Annotated in this window: 25 protein-coding genes; 16 read left to right on the top strand and 9 right to left on the bottom strand. The window is 75.4% G+C overall.

All coding sequences use genetic code 11. From position 1 onward, the window contains the following. Window positions 1-84: 84 nt before the first annotated feature. Window positions 85-1,863, bottom strand: a complete 1,779-nt coding sequence (locus tag ABZ249_RS28445; RefSeq protein ID WP_355268961.1) for a serine/threonine-protein kinase — start codon at window positions 1,861-1,863, stop codon at window positions 85-87. A gap of 235 nt (window positions 1,864-2,098) precedes the next feature. Between ABZ249_RS28445 and ABZ249_RS28440 the strand changes: the two genes are divergently transcribed. Genes ABZ249_RS28440 through ABZ249_RS28430 form a run of 3 tightly spaced genes read left to right on the top strand, consistent with a single transcriptional unit; the run spans window position 2,099 to window position 4,670 of the window. After that, complete coding sequence (locus tag ABZ249_RS28440) at window positions 2,099-3,040, top strand: metal ABC transporter substrate-binding protein (protein WP_355268959.1); 942 nt, start codon at window positions 2,099-2,101, stop codon at window positions 3,038-3,040. Further along, the gene (locus tag ABZ249_RS28435; RefSeq protein ID WP_220561263.1) at window positions 3,037-3,801 is read left to right on the top strand and encodes a metal ABC transporter ATP-binding protein; all 765 of its coding nucleotides are present in this window, start codon (window positions 3,037-3,039) and stop codon (window positions 3,799-3,801) included. The genes ABZ249_RS28440 and ABZ249_RS28435 overlap by 4 nt, the downstream gene beginning before the upstream one ends. Next, the gene (locus tag ABZ249_RS28430; protein WP_355268957.1) at window positions 3,789-4,670 is read left to right on the top strand and encodes a metal ABC transporter permease; all 882 of its coding nucleotides are present in this window, start codon (window positions 3,789-3,791) and stop codon (window positions 4,668-4,670) included. Before ABZ249_RS28435 ends, ABZ249_RS28430 begins: the two co-directional genes overlap by 13 nt. On the opposite strand, the gene ABZ249_RS28425 is transcribed toward ABZ249_RS28430, so the two are convergent. Together ABZ249_RS28425 and ABZ249_RS28420 are read right to left on the bottom strand one after the other, a co-directional pair. Next, window positions 4,649-5,083 (bottom strand): hypothetical protein, encoded by a 435-nt coding sequence (locus ABZ249_RS28425; RefSeq protein ID WP_355268955.1) that lies wholly within the window; start codon window positions 5,081-5,083, stop codon window positions 4,649-4,651. The two genes, ABZ249_RS28430 and ABZ249_RS28425, sit on opposite strands and share 22 nt — an antisense overlap. Before the next feature lie 69 nt (window positions 5,084-5,152). Next, window positions 5,153-5,752, bottom strand: coding sequence for an ABATE domain-containing protein (locus ABZ249_RS28420; RefSeq protein ID WP_355268953.1), 600 nt, complete (start codon window positions 5,750-5,752; stop codon window positions 5,153-5,155). A gap of 105 nt (window positions 5,753-5,857) precedes the next feature. Here ABZ249_RS28420 and ABZ249_RS28415 point away from each other — a divergent pair, with 105 nt between their 5' ends. Beyond that, window positions 5,858-6,619, top strand: coding sequence for a metallophosphoesterase (locus ABZ249_RS28415; protein WP_355268951.1), 762 nt, complete (start codon window positions 5,858-5,860; stop codon window positions 6,617-6,619). Window positions 6,620-6,907: 288 nt separating this feature from the next. Here ABZ249_RS28415 and ABZ249_RS28410 read toward each other — a convergent pair whose 3' ends face one another. Next, on the bottom strand, window positions 6,908-7,723 hold the full coding sequence (locus ABZ249_RS28410; RefSeq protein WP_355268949.1) for a thioesterase family protein: 816 nt from the start codon (window positions 7,721-7,723) through the stop codon (window positions 6,908-6,910). Between the two features lie 135 nt (window positions 7,724-7,858). On the opposite strand from ABZ249_RS28410, the gene ABZ249_RS28405 reads away from it, so the two are divergent. Continuing rightward, entirely contained in the window at window positions 7,859-8,623 is a 765-nt protein-coding gene (locus tag ABZ249_RS28405; RefSeq protein ID WP_355268947.1) for a MerR family transcriptional regulator, read from the top strand. A 40-nt stretch (window positions 8,624-8,663) separates the two neighbouring features. Here the strand turns inward: ABZ249_RS28405 and ABZ249_RS28400 are convergent, their stop codons facing one another. Continuing rightward, the gene (locus tag ABZ249_RS28400) at window positions 8,664-9,563 is read right to left on the bottom strand and encodes an NADP-dependent oxidoreductase (protein WP_355268945.1); all 900 of its coding nucleotides are present in this window, start codon (window positions 9,561-9,563) and stop codon (window positions 8,664-8,666) included. 72 nt (window positions 9,564-9,635) lie between these two features. Here ABZ249_RS28400 and ABZ249_RS28395 point away from each other — a divergent pair, with 72 nt between their 5' ends. Next, window positions 9,636-10,274 carry a class I SAM-dependent methyltransferase gene (locus ABZ249_RS28395; RefSeq protein WP_355268943.1) on the top strand — a complete coding sequence of 213 codons (639 nt, stop codon included), beginning with the start codon at window positions 9,636-9,638 and terminating at the stop codon, window positions 10,272-10,274. An 88-nt stretch (window positions 10,275-10,362) separates the two neighbouring features. After that, window positions 10,363-10,884 (top strand): NUDIX domain-containing protein, encoded by a 522-nt coding sequence (locus tag ABZ249_RS28390; RefSeq protein ID WP_355268941.1) that lies wholly within the window; start codon window positions 10,363-10,365, stop codon window positions 10,882-10,884. A 4-nt stretch (window positions 10,885-10,888) separates the two neighbouring features. On the opposite strand, the gene ABZ249_RS28385 is transcribed toward ABZ249_RS28390, so the two are convergent. Beyond that, window positions 10,889-11,674 carry a DUF4253 domain-containing protein gene (locus ABZ249_RS28385; protein ID WP_355268939.1) on the bottom strand — a complete coding sequence of 262 codons (786 nt, stop codon included), beginning with the start codon at window positions 11,672-11,674 and terminating at the stop codon, window positions 10,889-10,891. A 163-nt stretch (window positions 11,675-11,837) separates the two neighbouring features. On the opposite strand from ABZ249_RS28385, the gene ABZ249_RS28380 reads away from it, so the two are divergent. Further along, a complete protein-coding gene (locus ABZ249_RS28380; RefSeq protein WP_220561253.1) occupies window positions 11,838-12,026 on the top strand; it encodes a CsbD family protein in 189 nt (62 codons plus the stop codon). 103 nt (window positions 12,027-12,129) lie between these two features. Continuing rightward, window positions 12,130-12,687, top strand: coding sequence for a hypothetical protein (locus ABZ249_RS28375; RefSeq protein WP_355268937.1), 558 nt, complete (start codon window positions 12,130-12,132; stop codon window positions 12,685-12,687). Between the two features lie 15 nt (window positions 12,688-12,702). On the opposite strand, the gene ABZ249_RS28370 is transcribed toward ABZ249_RS28375, so the two are convergent. Both ABZ249_RS28370 and ABZ249_RS28365 read right to left on the bottom strand, forming a co-directional pair. Continuing rightward, on the bottom strand, window positions 12,703-13,695 hold the full coding sequence (locus ABZ249_RS28370; RefSeq protein ID WP_355268935.1) for a GNAT family N-acetyltransferase: 993 nt from the start codon (window positions 13,693-13,695) through the stop codon (window positions 12,703-12,705). 39 nt (window positions 13,696-13,734) lie between these two features. After that, window positions 13,735-14,145, bottom strand: coding sequence for a DUF2000 domain-containing protein (locus ABZ249_RS28365; RefSeq protein ID WP_355268933.1), 411 nt, complete (start codon window positions 14,143-14,145; stop codon window positions 13,735-13,737). Window positions 14,146-14,266: 121 nt separating this feature from the next. Between ABZ249_RS28365 and ABZ249_RS28360 the strand changes: the two genes are divergently transcribed. The 7 genes from ABZ249_RS28360 (at window position 14,267) to ABZ249_RS28330 (ending at window position 23,857) form a co-directional block, all read left to right on the top strand. Further along, a complete protein-coding gene (locus ABZ249_RS28360) occupies window positions 14,267-14,734 on the top strand; it encodes an Lrp/AsnC family transcriptional regulator (protein ID WP_220561250.1) in 468 nt (155 codons plus the stop codon). 94 nt (window positions 14,735-14,828) lie between these two features. Beyond that, complete coding sequence (locus ABZ249_RS28355) at window positions 14,829-14,996, top strand: hypothetical protein (protein WP_220561249.1); 168 nt, start codon at window positions 14,829-14,831, stop codon at window positions 14,994-14,996. A gap of 84 nt (window positions 14,997-15,080) precedes the next feature. Further along, window positions 15,081-15,836 carry a maleylpyruvate isomerase family mycothiol-dependent enzyme gene (locus tag ABZ249_RS28350; RefSeq protein ID WP_355268930.1) on the top strand — a complete coding sequence of 252 codons (756 nt, stop codon included), beginning with the start codon at window positions 15,081-15,083 and terminating at the stop codon, window positions 15,834-15,836. Window positions 15,837-16,035: 199 nt separating this feature from the next. Beyond that, on the top strand, window positions 16,036-17,436 hold the full coding sequence (locus ABZ249_RS28345; RefSeq protein ID WP_355268928.1) for a nitrate/nitrite transporter: 1,401 nt from the start codon (window positions 16,036-16,038) through the stop codon (window positions 17,434-17,436). Then, window positions 17,433-19,520 carry a molybdopterin oxidoreductase family protein gene (locus tag ABZ249_RS28340; RefSeq protein WP_355268926.1) on the top strand — a complete coding sequence of 696 codons (2,088 nt, stop codon included), beginning with the start codon at window positions 17,433-17,435 and terminating at the stop codon, window positions 19,518-19,520. The genes ABZ249_RS28345 and ABZ249_RS28340 overlap by 4 nt, the downstream gene beginning before the upstream one ends. Window positions 19,521-19,618: 98 nt before the next feature. Then, the gene (locus ABZ249_RS28335) at window positions 19,619-21,067 is read left to right on the top strand and encodes an FAD-dependent oxidoreductase (protein ID WP_355268924.1); all 1,449 of its coding nucleotides are present in this window, start codon (window positions 19,619-19,621) and stop codon (window positions 21,065-21,067) included. Between the two features lie 183 nt (window positions 21,068-21,250). Next, complete coding sequence (locus ABZ249_RS28330; RefSeq protein ID WP_355268922.1) at window positions 21,251-23,857, top strand: hypothetical protein; 2,607 nt, start codon at window positions 21,251-21,253, stop codon at window positions 23,855-23,857. A gap of 10 nt (window positions 23,858-23,867) precedes the next feature. Here ABZ249_RS28330 and ABZ249_RS28325 read toward each other — a convergent pair whose 3' ends face one another. Then, the gene (locus tag ABZ249_RS28325; RefSeq protein ID WP_220561241.1) at window positions 23,868-24,356 is read right to left on the bottom strand and encodes an anthrone oxygenase family protein; all 489 of its coding nucleotides are present in this window, start codon (window positions 24,354-24,356) and stop codon (window positions 23,868-23,870) included. Window positions 24,357-24,358: the final 2 nt, after the last annotated feature.

Genomic DNA, 24,358 nt, shown 5'->3' with positions numbered 1-24,358 from the left:
CGGTTGCGTCGGCGCGCTTCGCCGTTGGCGGGGGTGTGGGGGCCCCGTGGTCCCGTCGGCGGCCGCCGACGGCACCGGGGCGGGTCAGGGGGCGAAGGAGTCCAGGGCGGCCGCGCGCATGTCCTCGTACCCGGCCCAGTCCCCTTCGAGGCCGGCCCAGGCGACGGTGTAGTACACGCCGGGGGAGACCGTGATGTTGCGGGCCAGGACGCGGCGCTGCTGCCCGTCGCCGGTCCAGCCGAACTCCCAGTCGGCGGCCGACTGGAAGGGGGTGCGGTCGGTGACGTCCTCGACCAGGATCCGCCGGTAGTCCGGCAGCCGCCCGGAGTCGATCACCCCCTGCTCCTGGTCGAGCACGTGCTGGTACTCGTCCTCGGTGGGGTGCTCGGCGCTGTCGATCTGGAGGTAGGTGGCGTCGGTGGGGGAGTCGTAGAAGACGCTGGTGCCGTCGACCCGGCGGATCCACCCGTCGGGCACCAGGACGGAGAAGCCGTTCTCGGGGTCCGGTGTCCAGGTCATGCCGCTGTGGGCGGGCTCCTGCGGCTCCTCCTGCGTCTGCCCGGTCCCGGGGGTGGCGTCGGCGGCGGTGGTGTCGGCGGCGTCCGCGTCGTCGGAGGGCGCGCCGTCGCCGGGGCCGGTGCCGGACAGGGCGGTCCCGGTGGGGGCGCCCCAGGGGTCGACCACCACCAGGACGGCGGCCCCGGCGACGACCAGGGCCAGGCCCAGGGTCAGGACCACCACCGGCCAGGAGAGGCGGCCGCGCGGGGCGGGCCGGTCCGCGCGGGGCCGGGGGTGCCCGTCGGGGGCGCCCGGGGGCGGGGGCTGGACCGGGAGGGTGGGGGCGGTGCGGGGCGGGATGAAGGAGCCGGTGAGGGCGACCTGCCGGGTGGTGCCGGCCGCTGCGGGGCCGGGCTGCGGCGGGGGGCCGACAGGGGCCGGCGGTGCGGCCGGCGCCTGGGGTCCGGTGCCGGGCGGGGGGACCTGCGGTGCCGCCGCAGGGGCGGGGGCCGCGGCCGCGGGGGCCCGGGGGGTGGGCGCGGGGGCCGTGCCGGCCTCCAGCAGCGCCCGGCAGCGCCGGGCGTCCAGGCGCCGCTGCGGGTCCTTGGCCAGCAGTCCGTGCACCGCCTCGCGCAGCGGCCCCGGGGCCAGCCGTTCCGGCGGTTCCTGGTGGAGGATGGCGTTGAGGGTCGCCGGGACCCCTTCGCGGCGGAACGGGGACATCCCCGTGGCCGCGAGGTACAGGGTCGCCCCCAGCGACCACAGGTCGCCCGCGGGGGTGGCCGGTCCCGACGAGAGGCGTTCGGGGGGCAGGTAGGCGGGCGACCCCATGATCCCGGCGGTCTGGGTGACGGCCGTGGTGTCGGCGATCGTCGCGATGCCGAAGTCGGTGAGCACCACCCGTCCGCTGTCGGTCACCATGACGTTCTCGGGTTTGACGTCCCGGTGCGTGATGCCCTGCCGGTGCGCGGTGTCCAGGGCGCTGAGCAGGTCCAGGCCCCACCGGGCGACCTCGTGGGCGGGGCGGACGCCCTCCCGGCGGACCAGTTCGTACAGGGAGCACCCGGTGAGGAACTCCATGACGATCCAGGGGCGGCCGTCCTCTTCGAAGACGTCGTGGACGGTGACGATGTTGGGGTGCGACCCCATGGCGGCGGCCTGGGCCTCGCGGCGGGCGCGGGCGGCGGCGCGGGCCCGCTCCTCCTCGCTCAGCCCGGGGCCGAACAGGATCTCCTTGACGGCGACGGTGCGGTTGAGGTCGTCGTCGTGGGCCTTCCAGACCCGTCCCATCCCCCCGCGGCCGAGTTCGGCGGTGAGGCGGTAGCGCTCGCGCAGCAGGCGCTCGGGTTCGGTCTCGGACCCCATCGGGCTCCCTCGGGTGCGGGCCGTCGTGTACGGAAAAGGCGCGCACGGGGGGCGGCCAGGGCACGATTGTAGTGATGTGCGCACCCGCCCCGGACCGCCCGCGGGGCGGGGCCTTCGCCCGTCGGCGGGTGCGCACCGGCCTGAGCTGGGAGGGCCGGGGCGCCGACGGGGGCGGGAATGGGGGACGCCACGTCCGACACGCATGGTTTCGCCCGTACGTGGTAAAAAGTTAGGTGTGCCGAACTTCAGAGATTGGAACCCTTCACCGCGCTGGGCCGCCGCTCCGCTCGTCCTCGCCCTGGCCCTGACCGCCTGCTCCTCCTCCGCGGGCTCCTCCGCCGGCGCCGACGACGGGCGCCCCCTGGTCCTGACCACGTTCACGGTCCTGGCCGACATGGTCGAGAACGTCGCCGGCGACCGCGTCCGGGTCGCCTCCCTGACCCGCCCCGGCGCCGAGATCCACGGCTACGAGCCCGTCCCCGACGACCTCGTCCGCGGACAGGACGCCGACCTGATCCTGGAGAACGGCCTGGGCCTGGAGGCCTGGTTCGCCCGGTTCACCGAACGGGTGGACGCCCCCACCGCCGTGCTCTCCGAGGGCGTGGAGACCATCCCCATCTCCTCCGGCGACTACGAGGGCGAGCCCAACCCGCACGCCTGGATGTCCCCCGACAACGCCCTGGTCTACGTCGACAACATCCGCGACGCCCTGATCGGGCTGGACCCCGAGGGCGAGGCCGGGTACACGGCCGCCGCCGAGGCCTACAAGGCCGAGATCACCGAGGTCGGCGACTACCTGGAGGAGGAGCTGGGCTCCGTCCCCGAGCCCGCCCGCGCCCTGGTCACCTGCGAGGGCGCCTTCTCCTACCTGGCCCGCGACGCCGGGCTCGCCGAGATGTACCTGTGGCCGGTCAACGCCGAGAGCGAGGCCACCCCGCAGCGCATCGCGGAGGTCACCCGGTACGTCGAGGACAACGGGGTGCCCGCGGTGTTCTGCGAGAGCACCGTCAACGACGGCACCCAGCGCTCGGTCGCCCGGGCGACCGGGGCCGAGCTCGCCGGACCCCTGTACGTCGACTCCCTGTCGGAGGGGGGCGGCCCCGTGCCCACCTATCTGGACCTGCTGCGCCACGACGCCGAGGCCATCGTGGCCGGGCTCGCCGGGGGGCGGCCGTGAGCGCCGCGGCGCCCCCGGCGCCCGCCGTGGAGGTCGTGGACGCCACCGTCCACTACGGCGACGTGCTCGCCCTGGACGGGGTGTCCCTGTCGGTGGGGCCGGGCCGGATCTGCGGGCTGCTGGGCACCAACGGCTCGGGCAAGTCCACCCTGTTCAAGACCGTCCTGGGGCTGGTGCGCGCCGACCGCGGCCGGGTGCGGCTGCTGGGCCTGGACGGCGCCACCGCCCGCCGCAGGGGGCTGGTGGGGTACGTGCCCCAGACCGAGCAGGTCGACTGGGACTTCCCGGTGAGCGTGCGCGAGGTGGTCATGATGGGCCGCTACGGGCGCATGGGGCCGCGCCGGCGCCCGCGCGCGGCCGACCGCGAGGCGGTGGAGCACGCGCTGGAGCGCACCGACCTGACGGGCCTGGCCGAGCGCCGCATCGGCGCGCTCTCGGGCGGCCAGCGCAAGCGGGCGTTCGTCGCCCGCGCCCTGGCCCAGGGCGCCGACGTGCTGCTGCTGGACGAGCCCTTCGCCGGGGTCGACAAGGGGTCGGAGGCCACCATCACCGCGCTGCTGCGCAGGCTGCGCGACGAGGGCCGCACCCTGCTGCTGTCCACCCACGACCTGGCCCGGGTGCCGGAGCTGTGCGACGAGGCGGTGCTGCTGCAGCGGCGCGTCGTCGCCCGGGGCGCGCCCGAGGAGGTGCTGCGTCCGGAGACCGTCATGGAGGCCTTCGGCGTCCACGTCGAGGAGGAGGGGGAGCGGTGGAGGCGCTGACCGCGGTCGTCGACTGGTTCGCCGTGCCGGTGCAGTTCGACTTCGTCCGCCGGGCGCTGCTGGTGGCCGTGGCGGCCGGGGTGGTGTGCGCGGTGCTCTCGTGCTGGATGACCCTGGTGGGCTGGTCGCTCATGGGGGACGCGGTCTCCCACGCGGTGCTGCCGGGGGTGGTGCTGTCGTACATGTTCGGGCTGCCGTTCGCGCTGGGCGCCCTGGTGTTCGGCACCGGTTCGGTGGCGCTGATCGGGGTGGTCAACCGCACCTCCCGGGTCAAGGAGGACGCGGTCATCGGGGTGGTGTTCACCGCGATGTTCGCGCTGGGGCTGGTGCTGGTGTCGGCGGTGCCCAGCCAGACCGACCTGGGGCACATCCTGTTCGGGAACGTGCTGGGGGTGTCCGACGCCGACATCGCGCAGATCCTGGTGCTGGCGGCGGTGGTGCTGGGCGTGGTGTGGTTCAAGCACCGCGACCTGACGCTGTACGCGTTCGACCGGGTGCACGCCCACGCGGTCGGGATCAACCCGCGCCTGCTGGAGACGCTGCTGCTGGGGCTGCTCGCGGTGACCGTGGTGGTGGCGCTGCAGGCGGTGGGGATCATCCTGGTGGTGGCCATGGTGATCATCCCGGGGGCGACCGCCTACCTGCTCACCGACCGGTTCGAGCGGATGCTGGCGATCTCGGTGGGGGTCGCCGTGGTGGCGGCGGTGGCGGGGGTGTTCGCCAGCTACCACCTGAACGTGTCCACCGGCGGGTCCGTGGTGCTGGCGCAGGCGACGGCGTTCGCGCTGGCCTACCTGTTCTCTCCGCTGCACGGCGTCCTGGGCCGGCGGCGGCGCCGGCCCGCGGGTCAGAGCACGGCCCGGCAGTAGAGGCGGTGTCCCCGGGCGGCCGCGGTGCGGGCCAGGTCGGCGAGCGCTTCGGTGAAGCCGGCCGGGCCCGAGGTGTCGGCGCCGTCCGGGAAGAGGCCGGCCGCCCACGCGGCCGCGGCGCGCTCCCGCTCGGAGGGGGCTGCCGCGGCCAGGGCGTCGCGCAGCCGGTCGGTGAGCGTCATCATCCACATGCCGCCGTGGGCCGGGTCGGTGAGCAGCGCCGCCGCCCGGGGGTCCCGGCCGACCTCGTCGGCCGACAGTCCGGTCAGGGCCGCCTCCAGCCCGCCCAGGTCGACGGCGGGGTCGACCCCCTTGACGGACAGCAGCGGCACGCCGGCCTCGGCGAGGTCGGCCTCCAGCAGGGCGGCGGCCGCGGTGTCGTCAGCGGCGGCGAGGTAGTCGTAGATCGGCATGGAGCCAGTACACCGCATCCCCGCGACGGTCGGCGCCCGCGCCGTGGGCCGGGCGGGCAGGTGCCCGGTTCAGGTGCGGGCGGCGGCGTGGCGGCGGTAGTGGCGGGCGGCGCGGGCCCGGTTGCCGCAGGAGGTGCCGCACCACTGCTGGCGTCCGTGGGCCTGGACGAAGTAGCGCTCGCAGCGCGGGGCGGTGCAGACCCGCAGCCGTTCGCGGTCGGGCCCCTCCAGGAAGGCGATGGCGGCGCGGGCCAGCGCCGCGACGGTGTCCGGGCAGCCCCCGCCCGGGGCGAACTCCACGGTGGGCACGTCCGGTCCCTCCCAGCGCAGCCGGGGCACCACCGCCTGGCGGGCCGCCGCCGCGTTGAGCAGGGCGAGCGCCTCCCGGTCCGGGGGCGGCAGGCGGGTGTCGGCGGGGCCGGGCCGGGCCGTGCCGACCACCCGGGCGAACAGCGTGCGCACCGCCCCGCGCAGGGTCACCACCTGGGCGTGCAGCTCCTCGTCCACCGGCGGTGCCGCGCCCTCGGGCAGCAGGTGGGCCGCGGCGGCCAGCCAGTGCGCGGTCCCCTCGACGCCGTCCAGGTCGTCCGCCACGCCGGAGCCGTCGTGGCGGATCGTCCCGGCCAGTTCGAGTGCCAGTCGGCCGTCCATGATCCCCCGTTCGTTCACCGCAACCCCACTTGCCCGCATCCTTCCCCACGGGCTAGCGTTCTAACGGTTAACACTAACTTATCCGTTAGAACCTCGTCTCCGGTGAACCCGGAAAGGACCCCGATGACTCTTCTTCTCGCGCACATCAGCGACCTGCACCTGGACGGCTCCGAGCGCGCCACCGAGCGCGCCGAGCGCACCGTGGCCTACCTGCGCGACCTGCCGCAGGCCCCGGACGCCCTGCTGGTCACGGGGGACATCGCCGACACCCCCGCGCGCGAGGAGTACGAGGAGGCGGCCCGGCTGCTGGACCTGCCGTTCCCGGTGATCGTGTGCCCGGGCAACCACGACGACCGGGCGGGGCTGCGCACGCACCTGCTGGGGGAGGGGGCGTCGGCGGAGCCGTTCAACCGGGTGCACCACGTGGCGGGGGCGGCGGTGCTGGCCTGCGACTCCACCATTCCGGGCGAGGACGGCGGGCGGCTGGACACGGCCACGCTGGTGTGGATCAACGAGACGCTGAGCGATCTGCCGGCGGACGTCCCGGCGCTGCTGGCCTTCCACCACCCGCCGGTGCGGATGCACCACCCGCTGCCGGACTCGATGCGCCTGGGCAACGCCGACGACCTGGCGGGGCTGCTGCGCGCCCACCCCCGGGTGGCGGGCATCCTGGTGGGCCACATGCACACCGGTGGCGCGACGATGTTCGCGGGGCGGCCGCTGCTGCTGGCGCCGGGGGTGACGTGGACGCTGCGCATGCCCTGGGAGGGCGAGCCGGCCGCCGACCGCACCCAGCCGCCGGGGGTGGCGTTCCACCTGTTGGACGAGGACCAGCGGCTGAGCACGCACTTCCGCGCGGTGATGCGCGCCGGGGCGGAGGTCTGAGCGGGCGGGCGCGCCGTGCGCGCGGGGAGTGGCGCCACGTTTTCGCCGGTCGGGTCATGTCGACGGGGGGCGGGTCGTGTGCGCGGGAGGCGGCGGTGCCGGGGAGCACTTCGGGGCCGCCACGAGTCGGTGGCGGCCCCGTCGGGCGGAAGGTCCCGACCGAACCGGTGGCCGCGCGGGCGCGGCCTGGTCGGAGCGCTTCCCGGTTCGACGGGCCCGGGCAGGTCGGGCCGGGCGCCGTCGGACCCGTTGGGATTCTAGGCGAGTGGGGGGAGTCGCCGGTCCCGGTCAGAGGAGCATGGCGAGCTGGCGGCACTGGGCGACCAGGGTCCCGGTGGAGTCCCAGATCTCCATGTCCTCCTCGTGCAGGCCGCCGGAGACGTGCTTGGTGAAGACGCGGCAGGCCAGCCAGCCGGGGGCGGGCCGGGCGCGCACGTGGACGCTCAGCTCGACGGTGATGGTCGTGAACTCTCCGATGTCCAGGACGGCGGGCGGGGCGAAGTCGACCATGGCGGGCAGTGCGTGCACGTCGGGTTCGCGGCCGTCGGCGAAGCGCATCCAGAACTCGGCGTGGGGGCGGCCGTCCTTCTTGCCGTCCAGCCAGCCGGGGCGGGTGGGGTAGCGGTACTCGACGCTGTGGGCGATGCCGAGCCCGTCGGGCTTGTCCGCGAACTCGTCGGGGACGGGGCAGTCCCCGGGCGCGGGCAGGTCGGGCGGGGTGTCCAGGGTCAGCACCCGGGCGGCGGGGTTCGGGGTGAGGTCGCCGTAGGTGGCGGTGGCGCGGATGACCTCCTTGCCGTTCTGCTCCAGGACCACCTGGCCGGTGGCGGTGCGGCGGCCCTCGCGGATCACCTCGGTGCGGGCGGTGGCCGGGCCCGGCGCGGCGGGGCGCAGGAAGAACGCGGAGACGGCCAGCGGGTCGGGCTGGCCGAGGTTCTGGCGCAGGGCGTTGAGGGCGGTGCCCAGGACGTACCCGCCGTTGGGGTGGGAGGTGAAGGTGGTCCAGGCGTCGGTGAGGGTGGCTGCGAACTCGCCGTCGGCCAGTTTCTCCACGCGGGTGTCGCGGTCGAACCGGTACTGCTCGGTGATGGGGTCAGGGCTCATGCCGCAATGTTACCGACGAGTAGGAACCGGTCGGGGGTACGGGCGCTAAACGGGTTGACCCTGACGCGGCGTCAGGGCCTAGCGTCGAAGACACCGGGAACACCCCCGTCACCTGCGCGGACACAAGGAGGGCCGATGGGCCGCACCGTGGGCGAGGTCGCCCGCCTGAGCGGGCAGACCGTGCGCACCCTGCACCACTACGACCGGATCGGGCTGCTCGTCCCGGCCGAGCGCACCCCCTCCGGCTACCGCAGCTACAGCGACGGGGACCTGGAGCGGCTGCGCCGCATCCTCACCTACCGGGAGCTGGGCTTCGGCCTGGAGGAGATCGCCGGGATCCTCGACGACCCCGCCGCCGACACCCGCTCCCACCTGCTGCGCCAGCACGGGCTGGTGACCGAACGCATCGAACGCCTGCGCGCCCTGGCGCGCAGCCTGGAACTCCTGCTGGAGGCCGACACCATGGAACTGAACATCACCCCCGAGGAACGCCTGGAGCTCTTCGGCGACTTCGACGTGGAGTCCCACTCCGCCGAGGCCGAACGGCGCTGGGGCGGCTGCGAGGCCTACGCGCAGTCCCAGCGCAAGGTGGGCTCCTACACCAAGGAGGACTGGCAGCGGAACCAGGCCGAGGCCGCCGAGATCTACCGGGCCCTGGCCGACGCGATGGCCGAGGGGGCGCCCGCCGACGGCGAGCGGGCCATGGACCTGGCCGAGCGCCACCGCGAGCACATCACCCGCTGGTACTACGACTGCACCACCGAGATCCACCGCGGCCTGGGCGCCCTGTACGTCGACGACGAGCGGTTCACCGCCACCATCGACGCCGGCGCCCCGGGGCTGAGCCTCTACCTGCGCGAGGCCTTCGCCGCCAACGCCGACCGCCGCGAGCGCGCCTGACCGTCCCCGCCCCGGGGGCCCCGGGGCGGGGGACGCGGGCTCAGGGGATGAGGACGATCTTGCCCGAGCCGTGCGCCTCCAGTTCGGCGTGGGCCTGGGCGGCGTTGGCCAGGCTCATCAGGCGGGGCTCGGGCATCACCAGCCGCCCCTGGGCCTGGGCGTCCAGCAGGGTGCGCAGCACCTCGGGGGTCTGCCCCGCCGCGCCGCCGGAGGAGAACCGCACCCCCAGTTCCTGGGCGGCGCCGTCGGCCAGGGTGACGATCCGCTCTGTGGTGCCGCCGCGCAGCGCGATCGCGTCCGGCAGCACCCCGTGCCCGGCGGCGTCCAGCACCGCGTCCACCCCCTGGGGGGCGGCCTCGCGGACCCGGTCGGCCAGCCCTTCGCCGTAGGCGACCGGGATCGCGCCCAGCGCACGCACCCGCTCCAGGTTCGCCTCCCCGGCGGTGCCGACGACGGTCACCCCGTCGGCCACCGCGAACTGCACGGCGATCGCCCCGACCGTTCCGGACGCCCCGTGCACCAGCAGCGTCTCGCCCTTGCGGGGCGCCAGCTCCCGCAGTCCGCGCAGCGCCGCCTCCCCGGCCACCGGCAGCGCCGCGGCCTGCGCCCAGTCCAGTTCCTCGGGCTTGGCCGCGTAGGTCCCCACCAGCGCGTACTCGGCGTATCCGCCGGTCAGCGCCCAGCCCGCCACCGCCTCGCCCACCGCCGTGTCGGTGACGCCCTCGCCCAGGGCGTCGACCGTTCCGGCGACCTCCGAGCCCAGGCCGCGCGGCAGGGTCCCGAACCGCATGGCGCCCGAGCGCACCTTGACGTCGAAGGGGTTGACCCCGGCCGCCTTGACCGCCACCCGTACCTGCCCGCGCCCGGGTTCGGGGCGGTCGGCCTCCTCGACGGTGAGCACCGACGGGGCGCCGTACTCGGCGAAACGGACAGTGTGCATCGGGCGTTCCTCTCGTCCCACGGGTGGTCTAACCTAACGTGCCCGCCCCGCCCCCGTCCCGAACGAGGAGACATGCCCGGACTCCTGGCCGCCGTCGACCGGTTCAACGACGCCCACCCCTGGGACCACAACGCCCACTACCACCGGTGGCTCCTGGAACAGCTCCCGGCGCGCGTGGACCGCGCCCTGGACGTGGGCTGCGGCACCGGCGACCTGGTGCGGGCGCTGGCCGGGCGGGCCGCGGAGGTGGTGGGGGTGGACGCCGACCCGCGTGTGGTGGACCTGGCCCGCGCGGCGACGGGGCGGTGCCCGGGCGTCTCCTTCCGGGTGGCCGACGCCGCCGAGGACCTGCCCGAGGGGCCCTTCGACGTCGTCAGCTGCGTGGCGGTGCTGCACCACCTGCCGTTCGCCCCGGCCCTGGAGCGGATGCGCGACCGGCTCGCCCCGGGCGGGACGCTGCTGGTGCTGGGCGTGCACGAGCCGTCGCAGTTCACCGACCACCTGCTGGGCGCCGCCGCCGTCCCGGCCAACCTCGCCGTGGGCTGGGCGCGCGGGCGCCGCCCGCGCCCGGAGGCGATGACGGCCCGCACCGCGCCGGCCGCCATGACACTGCCCGAGATCGCCCGCGAGGCGGGCCGGATCCTGCCGGGGGTGCGGCTGCGGCGGCACCTGTTCTGGCGCCACTCCCTGCTGTGGCGGGCGGAAGGCTGAAAACGGGTGGCGTGTCGGCGCGGACACGGTGCACAGTTCCACAGGAAAATCCACATAACGCCCGAATTCACTGGGAAGTGAGCCGCCCGTGCGCTGGACCGTCCACTCGGAGCGCCCCCTCTACACCGACCCGTGGCTGGACGTGCGCGTCGCCGACGTCGAGCTCCCCGACGGCCGGCACCTCGACCACCGGCTGATCCGCCGCCCCCGCGGCGCGGGGGCGGTGCTGCGCGACGGCGGCCGGGTGCTGCTGCTGTGGCGGCACCGGTTCATCACCGACACCTGGGGCTATGAGATCCCCATGGGCGGCGTCCACGAGGGCGAGGACCCGTGCGCGGCCGCCGCCCGCGAGGCGGAGGAGGAGACGGGCTGGCGGCCGGGCACCCTGGAGCCGCTGCTGCGGGTGCAGCCCTCCAGCGGCCTCACCGACAGCGAGCACCACGTGTTCGTCACCGACGACGCGGTGCACGTGGGCGAGCCCGCCGACGCCTGGGAGTCCGAGCGCCGGGACTGGGTGCCGCTGGCGGAGGTCCCCGCGCTGATCGCCCGCGGCGAGCTGGTCGGCGCCACCACCGTCAGCGCCCTCCTCTACCTGCTCTGCCGGGCGTGAGCGGTCAGTCCCACCAGAAGGACCAGGTCTCGTCGCCGATCAGCGACTCGGCGTAGGACTCCAGGCTGCCCGTGCCCTGCCAGACGTTGTCGGGGCACAGGGCGAAGTGCTCGGCGGCCACGCGCATCGCCCGCTCCCGGTCGATGACGACGGAGGCCGTGCTCAGCACCAGGGTGTCGAACCCGGCCATCACCAGCCGCGTCCCGAACCGGCGCTCCCAGTCGGCCAGGACCGCGGAGATCGCCGTGACGTCCAGGCCGTGGTTGACCGCCCCCTGCCAGCCGATGACGCTGAGCGCCTCGGCGCCGGAGGCCGCCCGGACCAGGCCCAGGCGGGGGTCGGGCCGCTGGGCGAGCCAGGCGGCGCTGCGGTCGGCGCACTCGCCGGGGTCGGCGGTCAGCGGCGCCTCGGGGGCCAGGCCCGGCCAGGTGAGGCCGTGGGGGGCGGTGACGGCGAGCCGCTGCTCGGGGACGAGGTGGTCGTACTCCTCGTCGACCTCGGTGGAGCCGCTCCAGGCCTTGGCCAGGACGGCCTCCACGTCGTGGTCGGCGGCCGTGCCCGGGGCGGGCGGGGAGAGTTCGCCGGTCTCCCAGGGGCGGTCGCCGTCCTCGTCGCTCATGGAGGTCAGCAGCAGCGGCCACCACCCCGAGTCTGCGTGGGCGGCGCGCAGTTCCTGCCACAGCCCGTCGGGGGCGGTGCCGTCGCTGATCCACATGACGGGTTCGCCGGCCCCGGAGAGAGCGGGCTTGCCCGGCGGGAGCTGGATGGAGATGTCGGCCTGGGGGTCCATAGGGGGTTCCTCGTCTTCCTTCGACCACGCTCGGATCGCGCAGGCAGAGTACCGACTTTCGCGCCGTTCCACCCCCGGGGAAGGGGTGTGCGGGACGTGGCGATGCATGAAGTCCGGCGGAACGGTCAGTGGCCCCGTTGAACCCGTATCGAAGGAGGACACGATGGCCGAGGAGAACAAGGGCCCGAACAAGTTCGACGAGCTCCGCGGCAAGGCCAAGGAGCAGGCGGGCAAGGTCACCGGCAACCGCGAGCAGGAGGCCGAGGGCAAGGTCGAGCAGAACAAGGCCAAGCTCAAGCAGGCCGGCGAGAAGGTGAAGGACGCCTTCACCTCCGACGACAAGAACCGCTGAGCGCGGTGTGAGGGCCCCGCCCGGAAGGGCGGGGCCCCTCACGCGCCCGGGGGTGCGGGAAAACGCCTGGCACGGGGCGGCCGGGGGCGGTTACCGTACCCCGGTGAACATCACCCGCACCCGCTGGCGCGCCCCCGCGCTGGCCGAGACGGTGGCGGCCATCGCCGCCGAGGCCGACCGCGCCTGGGAACGGACCCTGGCCGAGTGGGGCGCGGCCCCGGGCACCCCGGCCGAGCGCGACCTGGCCGCGCTGGTCGCCGACGCGCCCGACCGGTTCGAGTGGCGCGTCGTGGACGCCGCCCTGGACCTGCTCGCCTGCCCCGACTGCGGTGCGCCCCTGGGGTCGGGGGAGCGCGGCTGCGCCCCCTGCGACCTGGCCGACGGCAACCGGTACGCCGCCCGAGAGGTCGACCGCCCCGCCGTCGCGCCGCGCAACGAGCACGCGGTGCGGGTGGCCTGGACGGTGGCCCGCCACCCGCACCGGTATGCGCCGCGCGCGGTGTGCGGGATGGAGCTGAGCCTGCCCGAGGTGTACGCGGGCCGCATGCCGACCACCGCGCAGGCCCAGGCCTACCGCCGCCTGATCGACGGGCTCACCGACGCCCAGGTGGAGAGCGTGGCCTCCCTCGAGGACCTGCTGCGCCTGACGGCCCGCCGGTGACCGGGCCCGGGCGCCTCAGCCCTGTGCGGTGAGGTCCTCCTCCACCAGCAGCCGCTCGGCGGTCTTCTCGTAGCCCAGCAGCCGGTTGACCTGGAGCATCGCGGTGTTCTCCCGGTTCAGGGTCACCGCCATCGCCTGCACGTGCGGGAAGTTGTCGTGCACACGGAGGGTCTGGGTGGCCTTGACCCTGCTGGCCAGGCCCCGCCGCCGGTGGGCGGGCAGCACGGCGGTGTCGTGCTGGTCGGCGACCGGCCCGTGCGTCACGGTGCACACGGTCGCCGCCACCACCTCGTCGGAGAACCGGTCGACCACCGCGCCCACCAGCAGCCGCGAGCCGTCCTCGGTGATCCTCCGCTCCCAGGCCCGCACGTCGTCGGGGCCCCACCGGCGCGGCTCCTCCTGGAAGGCGGCGCCGGGCGCGTCCAGCAGGTGGTTCATCACCTCGCCGAAGGACTTCACCAGCGCCGGGGGCGCCGACCCCACCCAGTGGGTGATCCGGTACCCGCGTTTGGGCGCCGACGCCAGCCGCCAGCACCGCTGGAGGGTCTCCTCGTCGAAGGTCTGCACCTGGAGTTCCAGGTGCAGCAGGGTGCGCAGGTTCGGGCTGGTGCGGGCGAACGCCTCCCCGGCCCGGCCGGCCAGGACGGTGCTCTGCAGCCGGGTCATGCCCTCGGCGCGGGCCCGCGCGGCGGCCGCCGCGCGCAGCCGGGTGCCCAGGCCGCGGCGGCGGGCGGGCGCGTCCACGAACAGCCGCAGGAACCCGATGCCCTCGTCGTGGGGCTGGCGCCGCAACTCGGCGGTGCCCAGGATCGGTCCCCCCTCGTCGGGGCGGGCCGCCCACCGCCAGGCCCGGCCGCCGCGCCCCTGCCCCAGCCGCTGGGCCAGTTCGTCGGGCTCGGGGGCGCTTGCGGACAGTTCACGTCGCCCCGCCACATGGACCGCGCTCCACGCCGCCAGGTCGGCGGGGGCGGCCGTGAGGGGATCGAAGACCTCCACCACTGGACTCACACGTCCACCGTTTCACACCACCCCCGCCCCTGTCCCGCTTCAGCGCAGCAAGGGCAGCCGTTTGGTGAGCTTGTTGACCTCCCCCCGCGCCCCCAGCAGCGCCAGTCCGGTGTACTCCACCTCCTCCGGGGCGGTGTCGGCCAGGGCGTCCAGGTAGGCGACGTAGTCGCGCGAGCGGCGGGCCACCTCGTTGAACCCGACCACCAGCAGACCCCGGTCCTCGGCCTCCTCCTTGATCTCGCGCAGCCGCTCCCCGGTGGCGGTCAGGGTGGGCACCGGGTGCGGGTTGAGGCCGGCGTGCACCCGCCCGCCCGCGTCCTTGCCGTCGGCCGCCACCGAGTGCTCCAGCCGGCCGCCCAGTGCGAGCCCGAGCACCGCGCCCGCGTTGGCCGCCTGCCCGGGCGGCAGGTCCTCGCGCAGTACGACGACGATCTTGGTGTCCATTGCCATGGTCCGCCCCGCTCCCGTGTTCCGTTCATCCGCCAAGTGGACGCGCATCAGGCTAGACAGGCGGATGCCGTTGGTGGTGCAATGCCGAACATCATTCGGAGCGAGGGGCGGGGAACGGACCGTGGACGAACTAGATTCGGCGATCGTGCGCGAACTCCAGCGCGATGCGCGGCAGACCAACCGGGCGCTGGCCGCGAAGCTGGGGGTGGCGCCCTCCACCTGTCTGGAGCGGGTGCGCCTGCTCCGGCGGCGCGGCGTCGTCCGCGGCTTCCACGCCGACATCGACCCGCAGGCACTGGGCCGCCGGGTGCAGGCGTTCGTGTCGGTGCAGCTGCGCCCGCCCAGCCGCCGGGCGATCGAGGGCTTCAAGGCGGCGATGCACGCCCTGCCGGAGGTGTCGGCGGTGTACGTGGTCGCGGGGGAGCACGACTTCCTGGTCCACGTGTCCGCGCCGTCGCTGGACGCGCTGCACTCCTTCCTCATCGACCGGCTCACCGAGCGCCGGGAGGTGGCGGGCTTTCGCAGCCAGATCATCTACGACAGCGTCGTGAAGACGGTGGCCGAGCCGCTGGAGCCCGGCACCGGCTGAGCCGGGAAAAGGGGGTGCGCACGCGGGGCGGGGGAACCGGCTGGGGGTCGGGTGCGTCAGAGGGGGGAACCCGTACCGCCCGGAAAGGCCGCCCATGAACGCGAAGAACGCCGCTTTCTCCCTGCCGCTCGGCGTGGCCTTCGGCATCGTCTTCGGCATGCTCTTCGACAACATCGCGCTGGGGATCGCCATGGGCGTGGCCCTGGGTGTGGCCTTCGGGGCCGGGGCTTCGGCCGCCGGCTCCAAGCGCGACGACTCCTGACCCCGCCGCCCGTGCCGGGGGCGGGCGGCCGCCGAGGGCACCCCGGGGCGGTCCGGCCCCGGCGCCCCCGGCCAGGATGTCCCCATGGACATTCCCCACCACATCGACGCCCTGGCCGCCGAGGGCCGCCTCCTGGCCGGGGCCGCCGAACGCGCCGGGCTCGACGCCCCCGTCCCCACCTGCCCCGGGTGGACGGTCCGCGACCTGCTCGCCCACACCGGCCGCGTCCACCGCTGGGCCGCCTCGCACGTGGCCTCGGGCAACGGCGGCCCGCCCCCGCAGGCCGCCCCCGACGGCCACCTGCCGCAGGACGCCCGCCTCCTGGCCTGGTTCCGCGAGGGGCACGCCGCCCTGGTCGACACGCTCACCGGCGCCGCCCCCGACACCGAGTGCTTCGCCTTCCTGCCGGCCCCCTCCCCGTTGGCGTTCTGGGCCCGGCGGCAGTGCCACGAGACGACCGTCCACCGCATCGACGCCCAGAGCGCGCTGCGCCCTCCGGCGAACGCGCCGGACCCGGCGGTCGCCCCCGAGGTCGCGGCCGACGGCGTCGACGAACTCCTCATGGGCTTCCTGGCCCGGCCCGAGAACCGGCCGGCCTCCGACCCGCCGCTGACCCTGGCGGTGCGCTCCACCGACACCGGCCACGCCTGGACCGCGGCCATGACCCCGCAGGGCTCGTCCCCGACCCGCGGGGACGCCGACGCCCCCGACGCCGTCCTGGCCGCGCCGGCGGCCGAGCTGTACCCGGTGCTGTGGAACCGGGCCGAGCCCGGCCCCGGCGCCCTGGCCGGGGACCGGCGCGCCCTGAAGGCGTGGCGGGGGTCGGCCCGGGTCGGCTGAGGCGAGGTGACACAGGTGTCGAAGGCCACACCCGGGCCTTCGGCACCGCCGGTAACCTGCGCGAACAGGGGGTTCTCACGGACGCCCCGGCCTCCGGGTGAGCCCACTGTTTCCCCCGTGTTACGGTCCGACACGTCCAGGCAACGCACCCTTCCTACCTTCGATAACGTCAGCCGACACCGAACAGGAAGGGCCGGCCGTGACCCCCGAGACAGGCCGCCGCGCACCGCGCACGGGCAAGAGCTGGATCTCCCACTGGGATCCCGAGGACACCGCCTTCTGGAACGACGGAGGCCGCCGCACCGCCCGCCGCAACCTGTGGGCGTCCATCTTCTCCGAGCACATCGGCTTCTCCGTGTGGAGCCTGTGGTCGGTGCTGGTGCTGTTCATGACCCCCCAGACGGGGTTCGACTGGTCCCCGGAGCAGAAGTTCCTGCTGGTGTCGGTGGTCTCCCTGGTGGGCGCGGTCCTGCGCGTCCCCTACACCCTGGCGGTGCCGTTCTTCGGCGGCCGGAACTGGACCATCATCTCGGCGGCCGCGCTGCTGCTGCCCACCCTGCTGGCCGTGTACCTGATCGGCAGCCCGGACACCCCCTACTGGGTGTTCGTGGTCCTGGCGGCGACGGCCGGGCTGGGCGGGGGCAACTTCTCCTCGTCCATGGCCAACATCAACTTCTTCTTCCCCGAGCGGGAGAAGGGCGTGGCGCTGGGCCTGAACGCCGGCGGCGGCAACATCGGCGTGGCCACGGTGCAGCTGGTGGGCCTGGGCGTCATCGCCCTGTTCACCCTCGACGGCGCCCGGCTGGTGCCGCTCTTCTACGTACCCTTCCTGCTCCTGGCCATCTGGGTCGCCTTCCGGCACATGAACAACCTCACCGGTGCCCGCACCGATGTGGCCGCGCAGCTGGCGGCGACCCGGGACCGGCACTTCTGGATCATGTCGTTCCTGTACGTGGGCACCTTCGGCTCCTTCATCGGGTTCGGGTTCGCCTTCGGCCTGCTGCTGCAGAACCAGTTCGGGCTGGAGCCCCTCCAGGCGGCCTCCATCACCTTCCTGGGCCCGGCCATCGGCTCGCTGGTCCGCCCGGTGGGCGGGCGCCTGGCCGACCGGCTGGGCGGCGCCCGGGTCACCCTGTGGAACTTCCTGGCGATGGTCGCGGGCACCGCGGTGGTCGTGTTCGCGATCAACGCCGACTCGCTGCCCCTGTTCGTGGGCGCCTTCGGGGTGGTGTTCGTCCTCACCGGCCTGGGCAACGGCTCGACGTACAAGATGATCCCGTCCATCTACGCGGCCCGGGCCCAGGACGCGGTCTCGCGGGGCGAGGACCCCCTGGAGGCCCACTCCTACAACAAGCGCATCGCCAGCTCCATGCTGGGGCTGATCGGGGCGATGGGCGCCCTGGGCGGTGTGGCCATCAACCTGGTCTTCCGCGAGTCCTTCCGGATGACGGAGTCGGCCGCCCCCGGGTTCCTCGCCTTCCTCGGCTTCTACCTGGTGTGCGCCGCGGTCACCTGGGCGGTCTACCTGCGCCGCCCCCGCACCGCCGCCCCCGGCGCCGCCGACCGCACCGACGACGCCGTGGAGTCCGCGCAGCGATGACCACCACCCACTGCCCCTACTGCGCGCTGCAGTGCGCCATGCACCTGGAGACCGGTCCGGACGGCCGCCCCGCCGCCCGGCCGGCCCCCTTCCCCACCAACCGTGGCGGGCTGTGCCGCAAGGGGTGGACCTCCGCCGAGGTCCTGGGCGTCCCCGACCGCCTCACCCGCCCCCTGCTGCGCAAGGACCGCACGGGGGAGTTCGGCGAGGTCGACTGGGACACCGCGCTGGACCACGTCGCCGAGCGCCTGCTGGCGCTGCGCGCCGAGCACGGCCCGGACTCCGTGGCCGTGTTCGGCAGCGGGGGGCTGACCAACGAGAAGTCCTACACCCTGGGCAAGTTCGCCCGCCTGGCCCTGGGCACCTCCCAGATCGACTACAACGGCCGGTTCTGCATGTCCTCGGCGGCCGCGGCGGGGAACCGGGCGTTCGGCCTGGACCGGGGGATGCCGTTCCCGCTGACCGACGTGGGCGCCTCCGAGGTCGTCCTGCTGGCGGGCGCGAACCCGGCCGAGACCATGCCGCCGATGATGGGCCACCTGTCGGCGCCGCGCCTGATCGTCATCGACCCGCGCCGCTCGGCCACCGCCCGGGTGGCCCTGGACAACGGCGGCCTGCACCTGGCCCCGCGGCCGGGCACGGACCTGGCGCTGGCCCTGGGGCTGCTGCACCTGGCCGGGGTGCGGGGCTGGATCGACCGCGCCTACCTGGACGAGCGCACTACCGGGTTCGAGGACGCGTGGGCGCACGCCGCCGCCTGGTGGCCCGAGCGCACCGAGCAGGTCACCGGGGTGCCCGCCGTCCGCCTGCGCGAGGCCGCCGACGTGCTGGGGGCCGCGGCCCGGGCGCGCTCGGCCTACATCCTCACCGGCCGGGGCAGCGAGCAGCACGCCAAGGGCACCGACACCGTCACCGCTTGGATCAACCTGGCCCTGGCGTTGGGACTGCCCGGCCGCGAGGGGTCGGGGTACGGGTGCATCACCGGGCAGGGCAACGGCCAGGGCGGCCGCGAGCACGGCCAGAAGGCCGACCAGCTGCCCGGCTACCGCCGTATCGACGACCCCGCCGCCCGCGCCGACGTGGCGGCGGTGTGGGGGGTGGACCCGGGCGCCCTGCCCGGGCCGGGCCGCTCCGCGTTCGAGCTGCTGGACTCCCTGGGGGAGGGCGGCGGCGCCCGCGCCCTGCTGCTGTTCGGCTCCAACCCGGTGGTGTCGGCCCCCGACAGCACCCGGGTGCGCTCCCGGTTGGAGTCCCTGGACCTGCTGGTCACCGCCGACTTCGTGCTGTCGGAGACGGCGGCCCTGGGCGACGTGGTGCTGCCGGTCGCCCAGTGGGCGGAGGAGTCGGGCACCATGACCAACCTGGAGGGGCGGGTGCTGCGCCGCAACCGCGCCTTCGCGCCGCCCGAGGGGGTGCGCACCGACCTGGAGGTGCTGGCGGGGCTGGCGGTGCGGCTGGGCCAGCCCGCCGACCGGTTCCCCACCGAACCCGACGCGGTGCTGGCCGAGCTCGGCCGGGCCACCGAGGGCGCCCCGGCCGACTACTCCGGGGTCACCCCCGAGCGGCTGGCCGCCGGCGAGGCCCTGTACTGGCCGGTGCGGCGGGGCGCCGGGCCCACGCCGCGCCTGTTCCTGGACTCCTTCGCCCACCCCGACGGCCGGGCGCGCCTGGTCCCGGTCGCCCACCGGCCGCCCGCCGAGTCGGCCGACGCGGCCTTCCCGCTGATCGCCACCACGGGGCGGCTGATGGGCCACTACCAGTCCGGCGCCCAGACCCGCCGGGTGCCCGAGCTGGCCGGGGCCGAGCCCGAGGTGTACGTGGAGGTGCACCCCGACACGGCCGCCCGTGCCGGGCTGGGCGAGGGCGACGCGGCGCTGGTCACCTCGCGCCGGGGCGCCACGCGCGCCCGGGTGCGGCTGGAGCCCGAGGCCCGCCTCGACACGGTCTTCCTGCCCTTCCACTACGCCGGGGAGCAGGCCGCCAACAACCTCACCAACCCGGCCCTGGACCCGGTCAGCCGGATGCCCGAGTTCAAGGTGAGCGCCGTGCGCCTGGAGCCGGCCCCGCCGGAACCGGGCCCGTGACCCCGCAGAGCCCCGGGCACGCGCGGCCCGCGCCCCGTGTCCGTCCCCGCCCGGCCGACGCCGTCCGGCGCGACACCCCACCCCGTAGGAGGCAGCAGTTGAACACCGTGCAGGGTGCACGCCGGATCGTGGTCGTCGGCAACGGAATGGTCGGCGCCCGGTTCGCAGAGGAGGTGGCCCGCCTGGACCCGGCGGGCGAGCGCGTCCACGTGACCGTGGTGGGGGCCGAGCACCACCCCGCCTACAACCGGGTCCTGCTGTCGGGTCTGGTGGCGGGCGACTACACCGCCGAGCAGATCCGGCTGCCCGTTCCCGACACCCCGGGCGTGACCGTGCGCACCGGCCTGTCGGCCGTCTCCCTGGACACCGCGGCGCGCACCGTCGCCCTGGACGACGGCACCCGCCTGGACTACGACGAGCTCGTGCTGGCCACCGGTGCCCGTGCGGCCTTCCCGCCCGTTACGGGGGTCTCGGCCGCCGACGGTGCCCCGGGGGAGGGGGTGTGCGCCCTGCGCGACCTGGACGACTGCCGCCGGCTGCTGGCCCTGGTGCGCCCCGGCGCCCCCGTGGTGGTGCTGGGCGGCGGCGTCCTGGGCCTGGAGGCCGCCCGGGGGCTCCAGAGCCGCGGGGCCCGGGTGTCGGTGGTGGAGTCCTCGCCGTGGATCATGCGCCGCCAGATCGACCGCGCGGCCGCCGACATCCTGCGGCGCCGCTACGACGCGCTGGGCGTGAAGGTGCACTCCTGGCGGGTGGCCTCGCGCTGGATCCCCGGCACCGGTCTGGAGCTGGACGACGGGCGGGTGCTGCCGGGGGACGCCCTGGTGGTGACCGCCGGGGTGCGCGGCAACATCGAGCTGGCCAAGGACGCGGGGATCGAGGTGGAGCACGGGGTCCTGGTGGACGACGCCCTGGCCACCTCCGACGCCCGCGTGCACGCCATCGGCGACTGCGCCCAGCACCCCGGCGGCGGCGCCGGCCTGGTGCAGCCCGGTTGGGAGCAGGCCGCGGTGCTGGCCCGGCGGCTGACCGGGACCGAGCCGCAGGCCCGCTACACCGGTTCGCGGCCGGTGACGCGGCTCAAGGCCGAGGGGATCGAGCTGACGGCGTTCGGTGAGGTGCACACCGACGAGGAGGACGGCGGGGATCTGGAGATGCTGACCGTCAGCGACCCGCACGGGGGCCGTTACGCCAAGCTGGTGGTGCGCGCGGACCGGCTGGTGGGCTCGGTGCTGCTGGGGTTCCCGGAGGCCGCGGCGGTGCTGTCGCAGCTGCACGACTCCGGTGCCCCGGTGCCCGCCGACCGGCTGGCCCTGCTCCAGGGGACCGTGCCCGCGGCGCCCGCCGGGGAGGCGGGGGAGCGGCCGGCGCCGGTGGTGTGCCGGTGCAACGCGGTGACCCGCGACGACCTGGAGCAGGCGTGGCTGGACGGGGCGCGCACCCGCGAGTCGATCGCCGCCGCCACCCGGGCGACCACGGGCTGCGGCGGGTGCGTGCGCGACGTCAACGCCCTGCTGTCGGGGTGGGACACCAAGGCCCCGGTGTCCTGAGGCCGGTGCGCTGAAAGGCCGCCGCCCGCAGCCCGGACGCCCTCCCTCACCTCCCCTCTCCGGGCGGCGGGCGGCGCGCACGGCCCCGTCGTCCCGGACGGGGCCGTGCCCTCCCCCGGGACGGGAGGGCGCGGAGCGGGGCCCGGGACACCGGCTGTCACCGGGCCGTGCCAGCATGCGGGCATGACCTTCGCCCTCCCCACCTCCCGCGACCGGGTGTCCCTGCTGGTCGACTGGACGCGCGAGAACCGCCCCGCCGACCTGCCCGCCGCCGAGAAGGCCCAGCAGGACATGCACGGGGAGCTCCCGGCGGCCGTTCACAAGGCCGACCGGTTCCTCCGGTTCATGGACCGCCGGGCCGAGGACCTGCCCCCGGAACTGCGTCCCTGGTTCTGGGACGGTGTCACCCAGGCGCTGCTGTTGCAGGGCGGGGACAAGTGCCGGTGGGCGGCGCCCCGCGCCCACGCCCGGGCCCGCCGGGCCGAGGCCGACCACGGCCTGCCCGTGGACCCCGACCACCACGCCTCCCACACCCTCTTCGTGGCCCGCAGCGGTGTCCTGCCCGCCAAGGAGGTGCGCGCCTTCCAGACGTGGATCACGCAGACCCTGCCCCCCGAGCGCGCCTACCCCGCCCTGACCGGGCTGATCACCGCCCGCGCCGCGGGCGGCAGCGCACCGGCGGCGGGCACCCACACCCTGCTGGCCAAGACCGCGAAGGCCGCCGGGGTGGGGGAGCAGGAGCAGTCCCGGGCGCTGGCCGGGGTGCTCGCCGCCTCCCGCGGGACCGCGGTCCCCTCCGCCCTGTTCACGGGGGCGGCCGGGGTGTTCGCCCGGACCCCGCCGCCCGCCGGGCACCTGGCGGCGTTCTGGGAGCTGTTCCCCCCGGGGCGCTACGCCAAGAACGACGGCGGTACGTGGCTGCGCATGCTCGACGCCTCCGGGGCGGTCGACGCCCTGGTCCGCGGCGAGGTGACCCCCGAGGCGGGGGTGGCGGGCTGGCTCCAGCGCTTCGTCCGCCTGCACCTGTTCGTCGCCTCCGGTGACGGGGTCATCGTGCAGCGCATGCCGCAGGAGCTGTACGCGCTCCTGCCGCGCCTGGCCCCGCGGTTGCGGGCGGAGGGCCGGCCCCTGGACACCTGGACCTCCGGCTCGGGCCACGGCAATCTCGACGGCATGCTGCTCGCGGCCTGCCTGGCCCACGGGATCCCGGTCCTGATCCCGCCGCGCACGATGGAGTTCTCCTACATCAAGGACTCTCCGCACCTGGGCTGCCTGCTCGCGCACCCCGTGCTGGGGCCGCGCGCGGAGCTCCAGATCTCCCGCCTGCACCGCCACTACACCGGCGCGCCGCCCGGCGTGCGCAGCGCGATCGGGTTCTACCCCGGGGTGCCCGAGGCGGTCCCGGTGGTGCGCGCCCGGGCCGAGGGGTGCGTCTCCCGGGTCGGGCGGGCGGGGCTGCCCGAGGCCCGCTTCGCGCTGGGGGAGCTGGACGACCTGCTCGACGGCGCCGCGGTCGCGGCGCTGGAGGGGATCGAGGACGAGCTGGCCGCGGTCGACCCGCTGCGCCCGCTGCTGCGCGCCCTGCACGGCGGCCTGCCCGAGGAACTGGGCTGGCCCGCCTTCGACGAGGCCGTCGCCGAGCTCGGCGGGCCGGGCGGGGTGCGGCGGCTGTGCCCCTCCTGGCCGGTCCTCACCCTGGTGGGCGCCGACCGTGCGATCGCCGTGGACCACACCGGCCGCCGGGACTCGATCGGGTTCTCGGCCGGGAGGGGCGAGACCCCGGTGGTGCGCTATCTGGACGGCCGCTTCCTCGTCGCTGTGTCCGGGCGCGCGTACTGGTCCGACCGGCCCGGCGACACGTTCGTCCCGGCCCCCTCCGCGGACCCGGACATCGTGAACTGGTCCGAGCAGCAGTCCCTCCGCGACGAGGGCGAGCGCTCGGGGTACCGGTTCGCGCCGAGTCCGTCACAGCACAGCGTCATGCGGCAGATGAGCGACGGCACGGCCGTCTGGGTCCACCACGATTACTTCGAGCGGTACACCTGGCATGTGCTGACCGGCGCGGGGGTCGAGCAGAGGACGTCCCTGCCCGGGTTCTTCTCGGGAGGCCCCGGTGAGGGGATGCGCTGGGATTCGGAGCACCTGTCCCTGGTCCGCCTGCCCGAGGGGGTGGACTCGCCGCTGGGCCACAAGGACGGGCTCAGCGGGTTGCGGGCCGCGGTCGAGGACCACCACGGCGGGACGGGGGAGCACGTCCTGGAAGGGGCCGACGGCCGCCGGGCCCGCCACCTGGTGCGGGGCGCCACCGGCGGGCCCATGGGGATCCTGCGGTTCCCCGGCACCGGGGTCGACCTCGTCGTCACCTGGGGGCCCCGTCACAGCGACCTGAACGAGGCCTTCGGCGTCGCGGTCGAGGACGACACCCTCCAGTGGGAAGTGCGCACGTCGCCCGGCTCCGGGCGTGGAGGCCTGCCGTTCTACCCGCCCGTCGGCTTCTGGCACTTCCTGCGGCCCCGCGACCCCGGCTCCTCCGCCGCGCTACGTGGCGCGGAGCCGGACACCGCCCGGGCGCTGGTCGACGCCCACTCGGCCGAGGGGGCCGCGGGTGTGCTCAAGGCCCTGGACGAGCACCTGCCCGGGGTGGTGCGCGAGGAGGTCCGCGAGGGTGTGGTCCGCGTGGTGGCCGCCACCGCCGAGCTGGGGGTCCGACGCGAGAAGCTGGTGGAGCGCGTCCGCGCCGACCGCGCCGCGCTCACCGGCGCTCCCGCCGCCGGGGGCGCCGGCGCCTGAGCGCCCCGGGTCAGCCGGTGGTCACGGCCAGGGCCGTGCACAGCAGGGCCGCGGCGGAGGCCAGGGTGCGCAGGTGGTTCCAGCGCACCCACACCGCCTCGAAGTCGCCGCGCACCGCGGCCGGGTCGGCCAGCCGCTCCGCCGACCCGGCCCGGTCCAGGGCGTTGTTGCGCGGCACGTTCACGGCGAACGTCACCACCAGCACCAGGACCAGCAGGGCCAGGGCCGCCCCGGCCCACCAGGCCGAGGACGTGTGGCCCGCGGCCCAGTGCAGGACCGTCTGCCCCAGCAGGACCACGGGGGCGCCGATGAACACCACCGCGAAGAACGGGTTGAGGATGGCGACGTTGATGCCCTGCATCGCCTCGACCATGGACCGGTCGCCCGCCCGGCCCAGCCCCGGCATCACCGCGATGGAGAAGGCGAAGAACAGGCCGGCGAACAATCCCGTCAACACCACGGACAACACCGGCACCACCGCGTACACCATGCCCGCCAACA

It is taken from the genome of Nocardiopsis sp. NPDC006139 (assembly GCF_040614155.1).
In the GTDB taxonomy this organism is placed as follows: Bacteria; Actinomycetota; Actinomycetes; order Streptosporangiales; family Streptosporangiaceae; genus Nocardiopsis; species Nocardiopsis changdeensis.
Note: the sequence above shows the minus strand (reverse complement) of the source record. Positions and strands in the feature narration are given on the sequence as shown.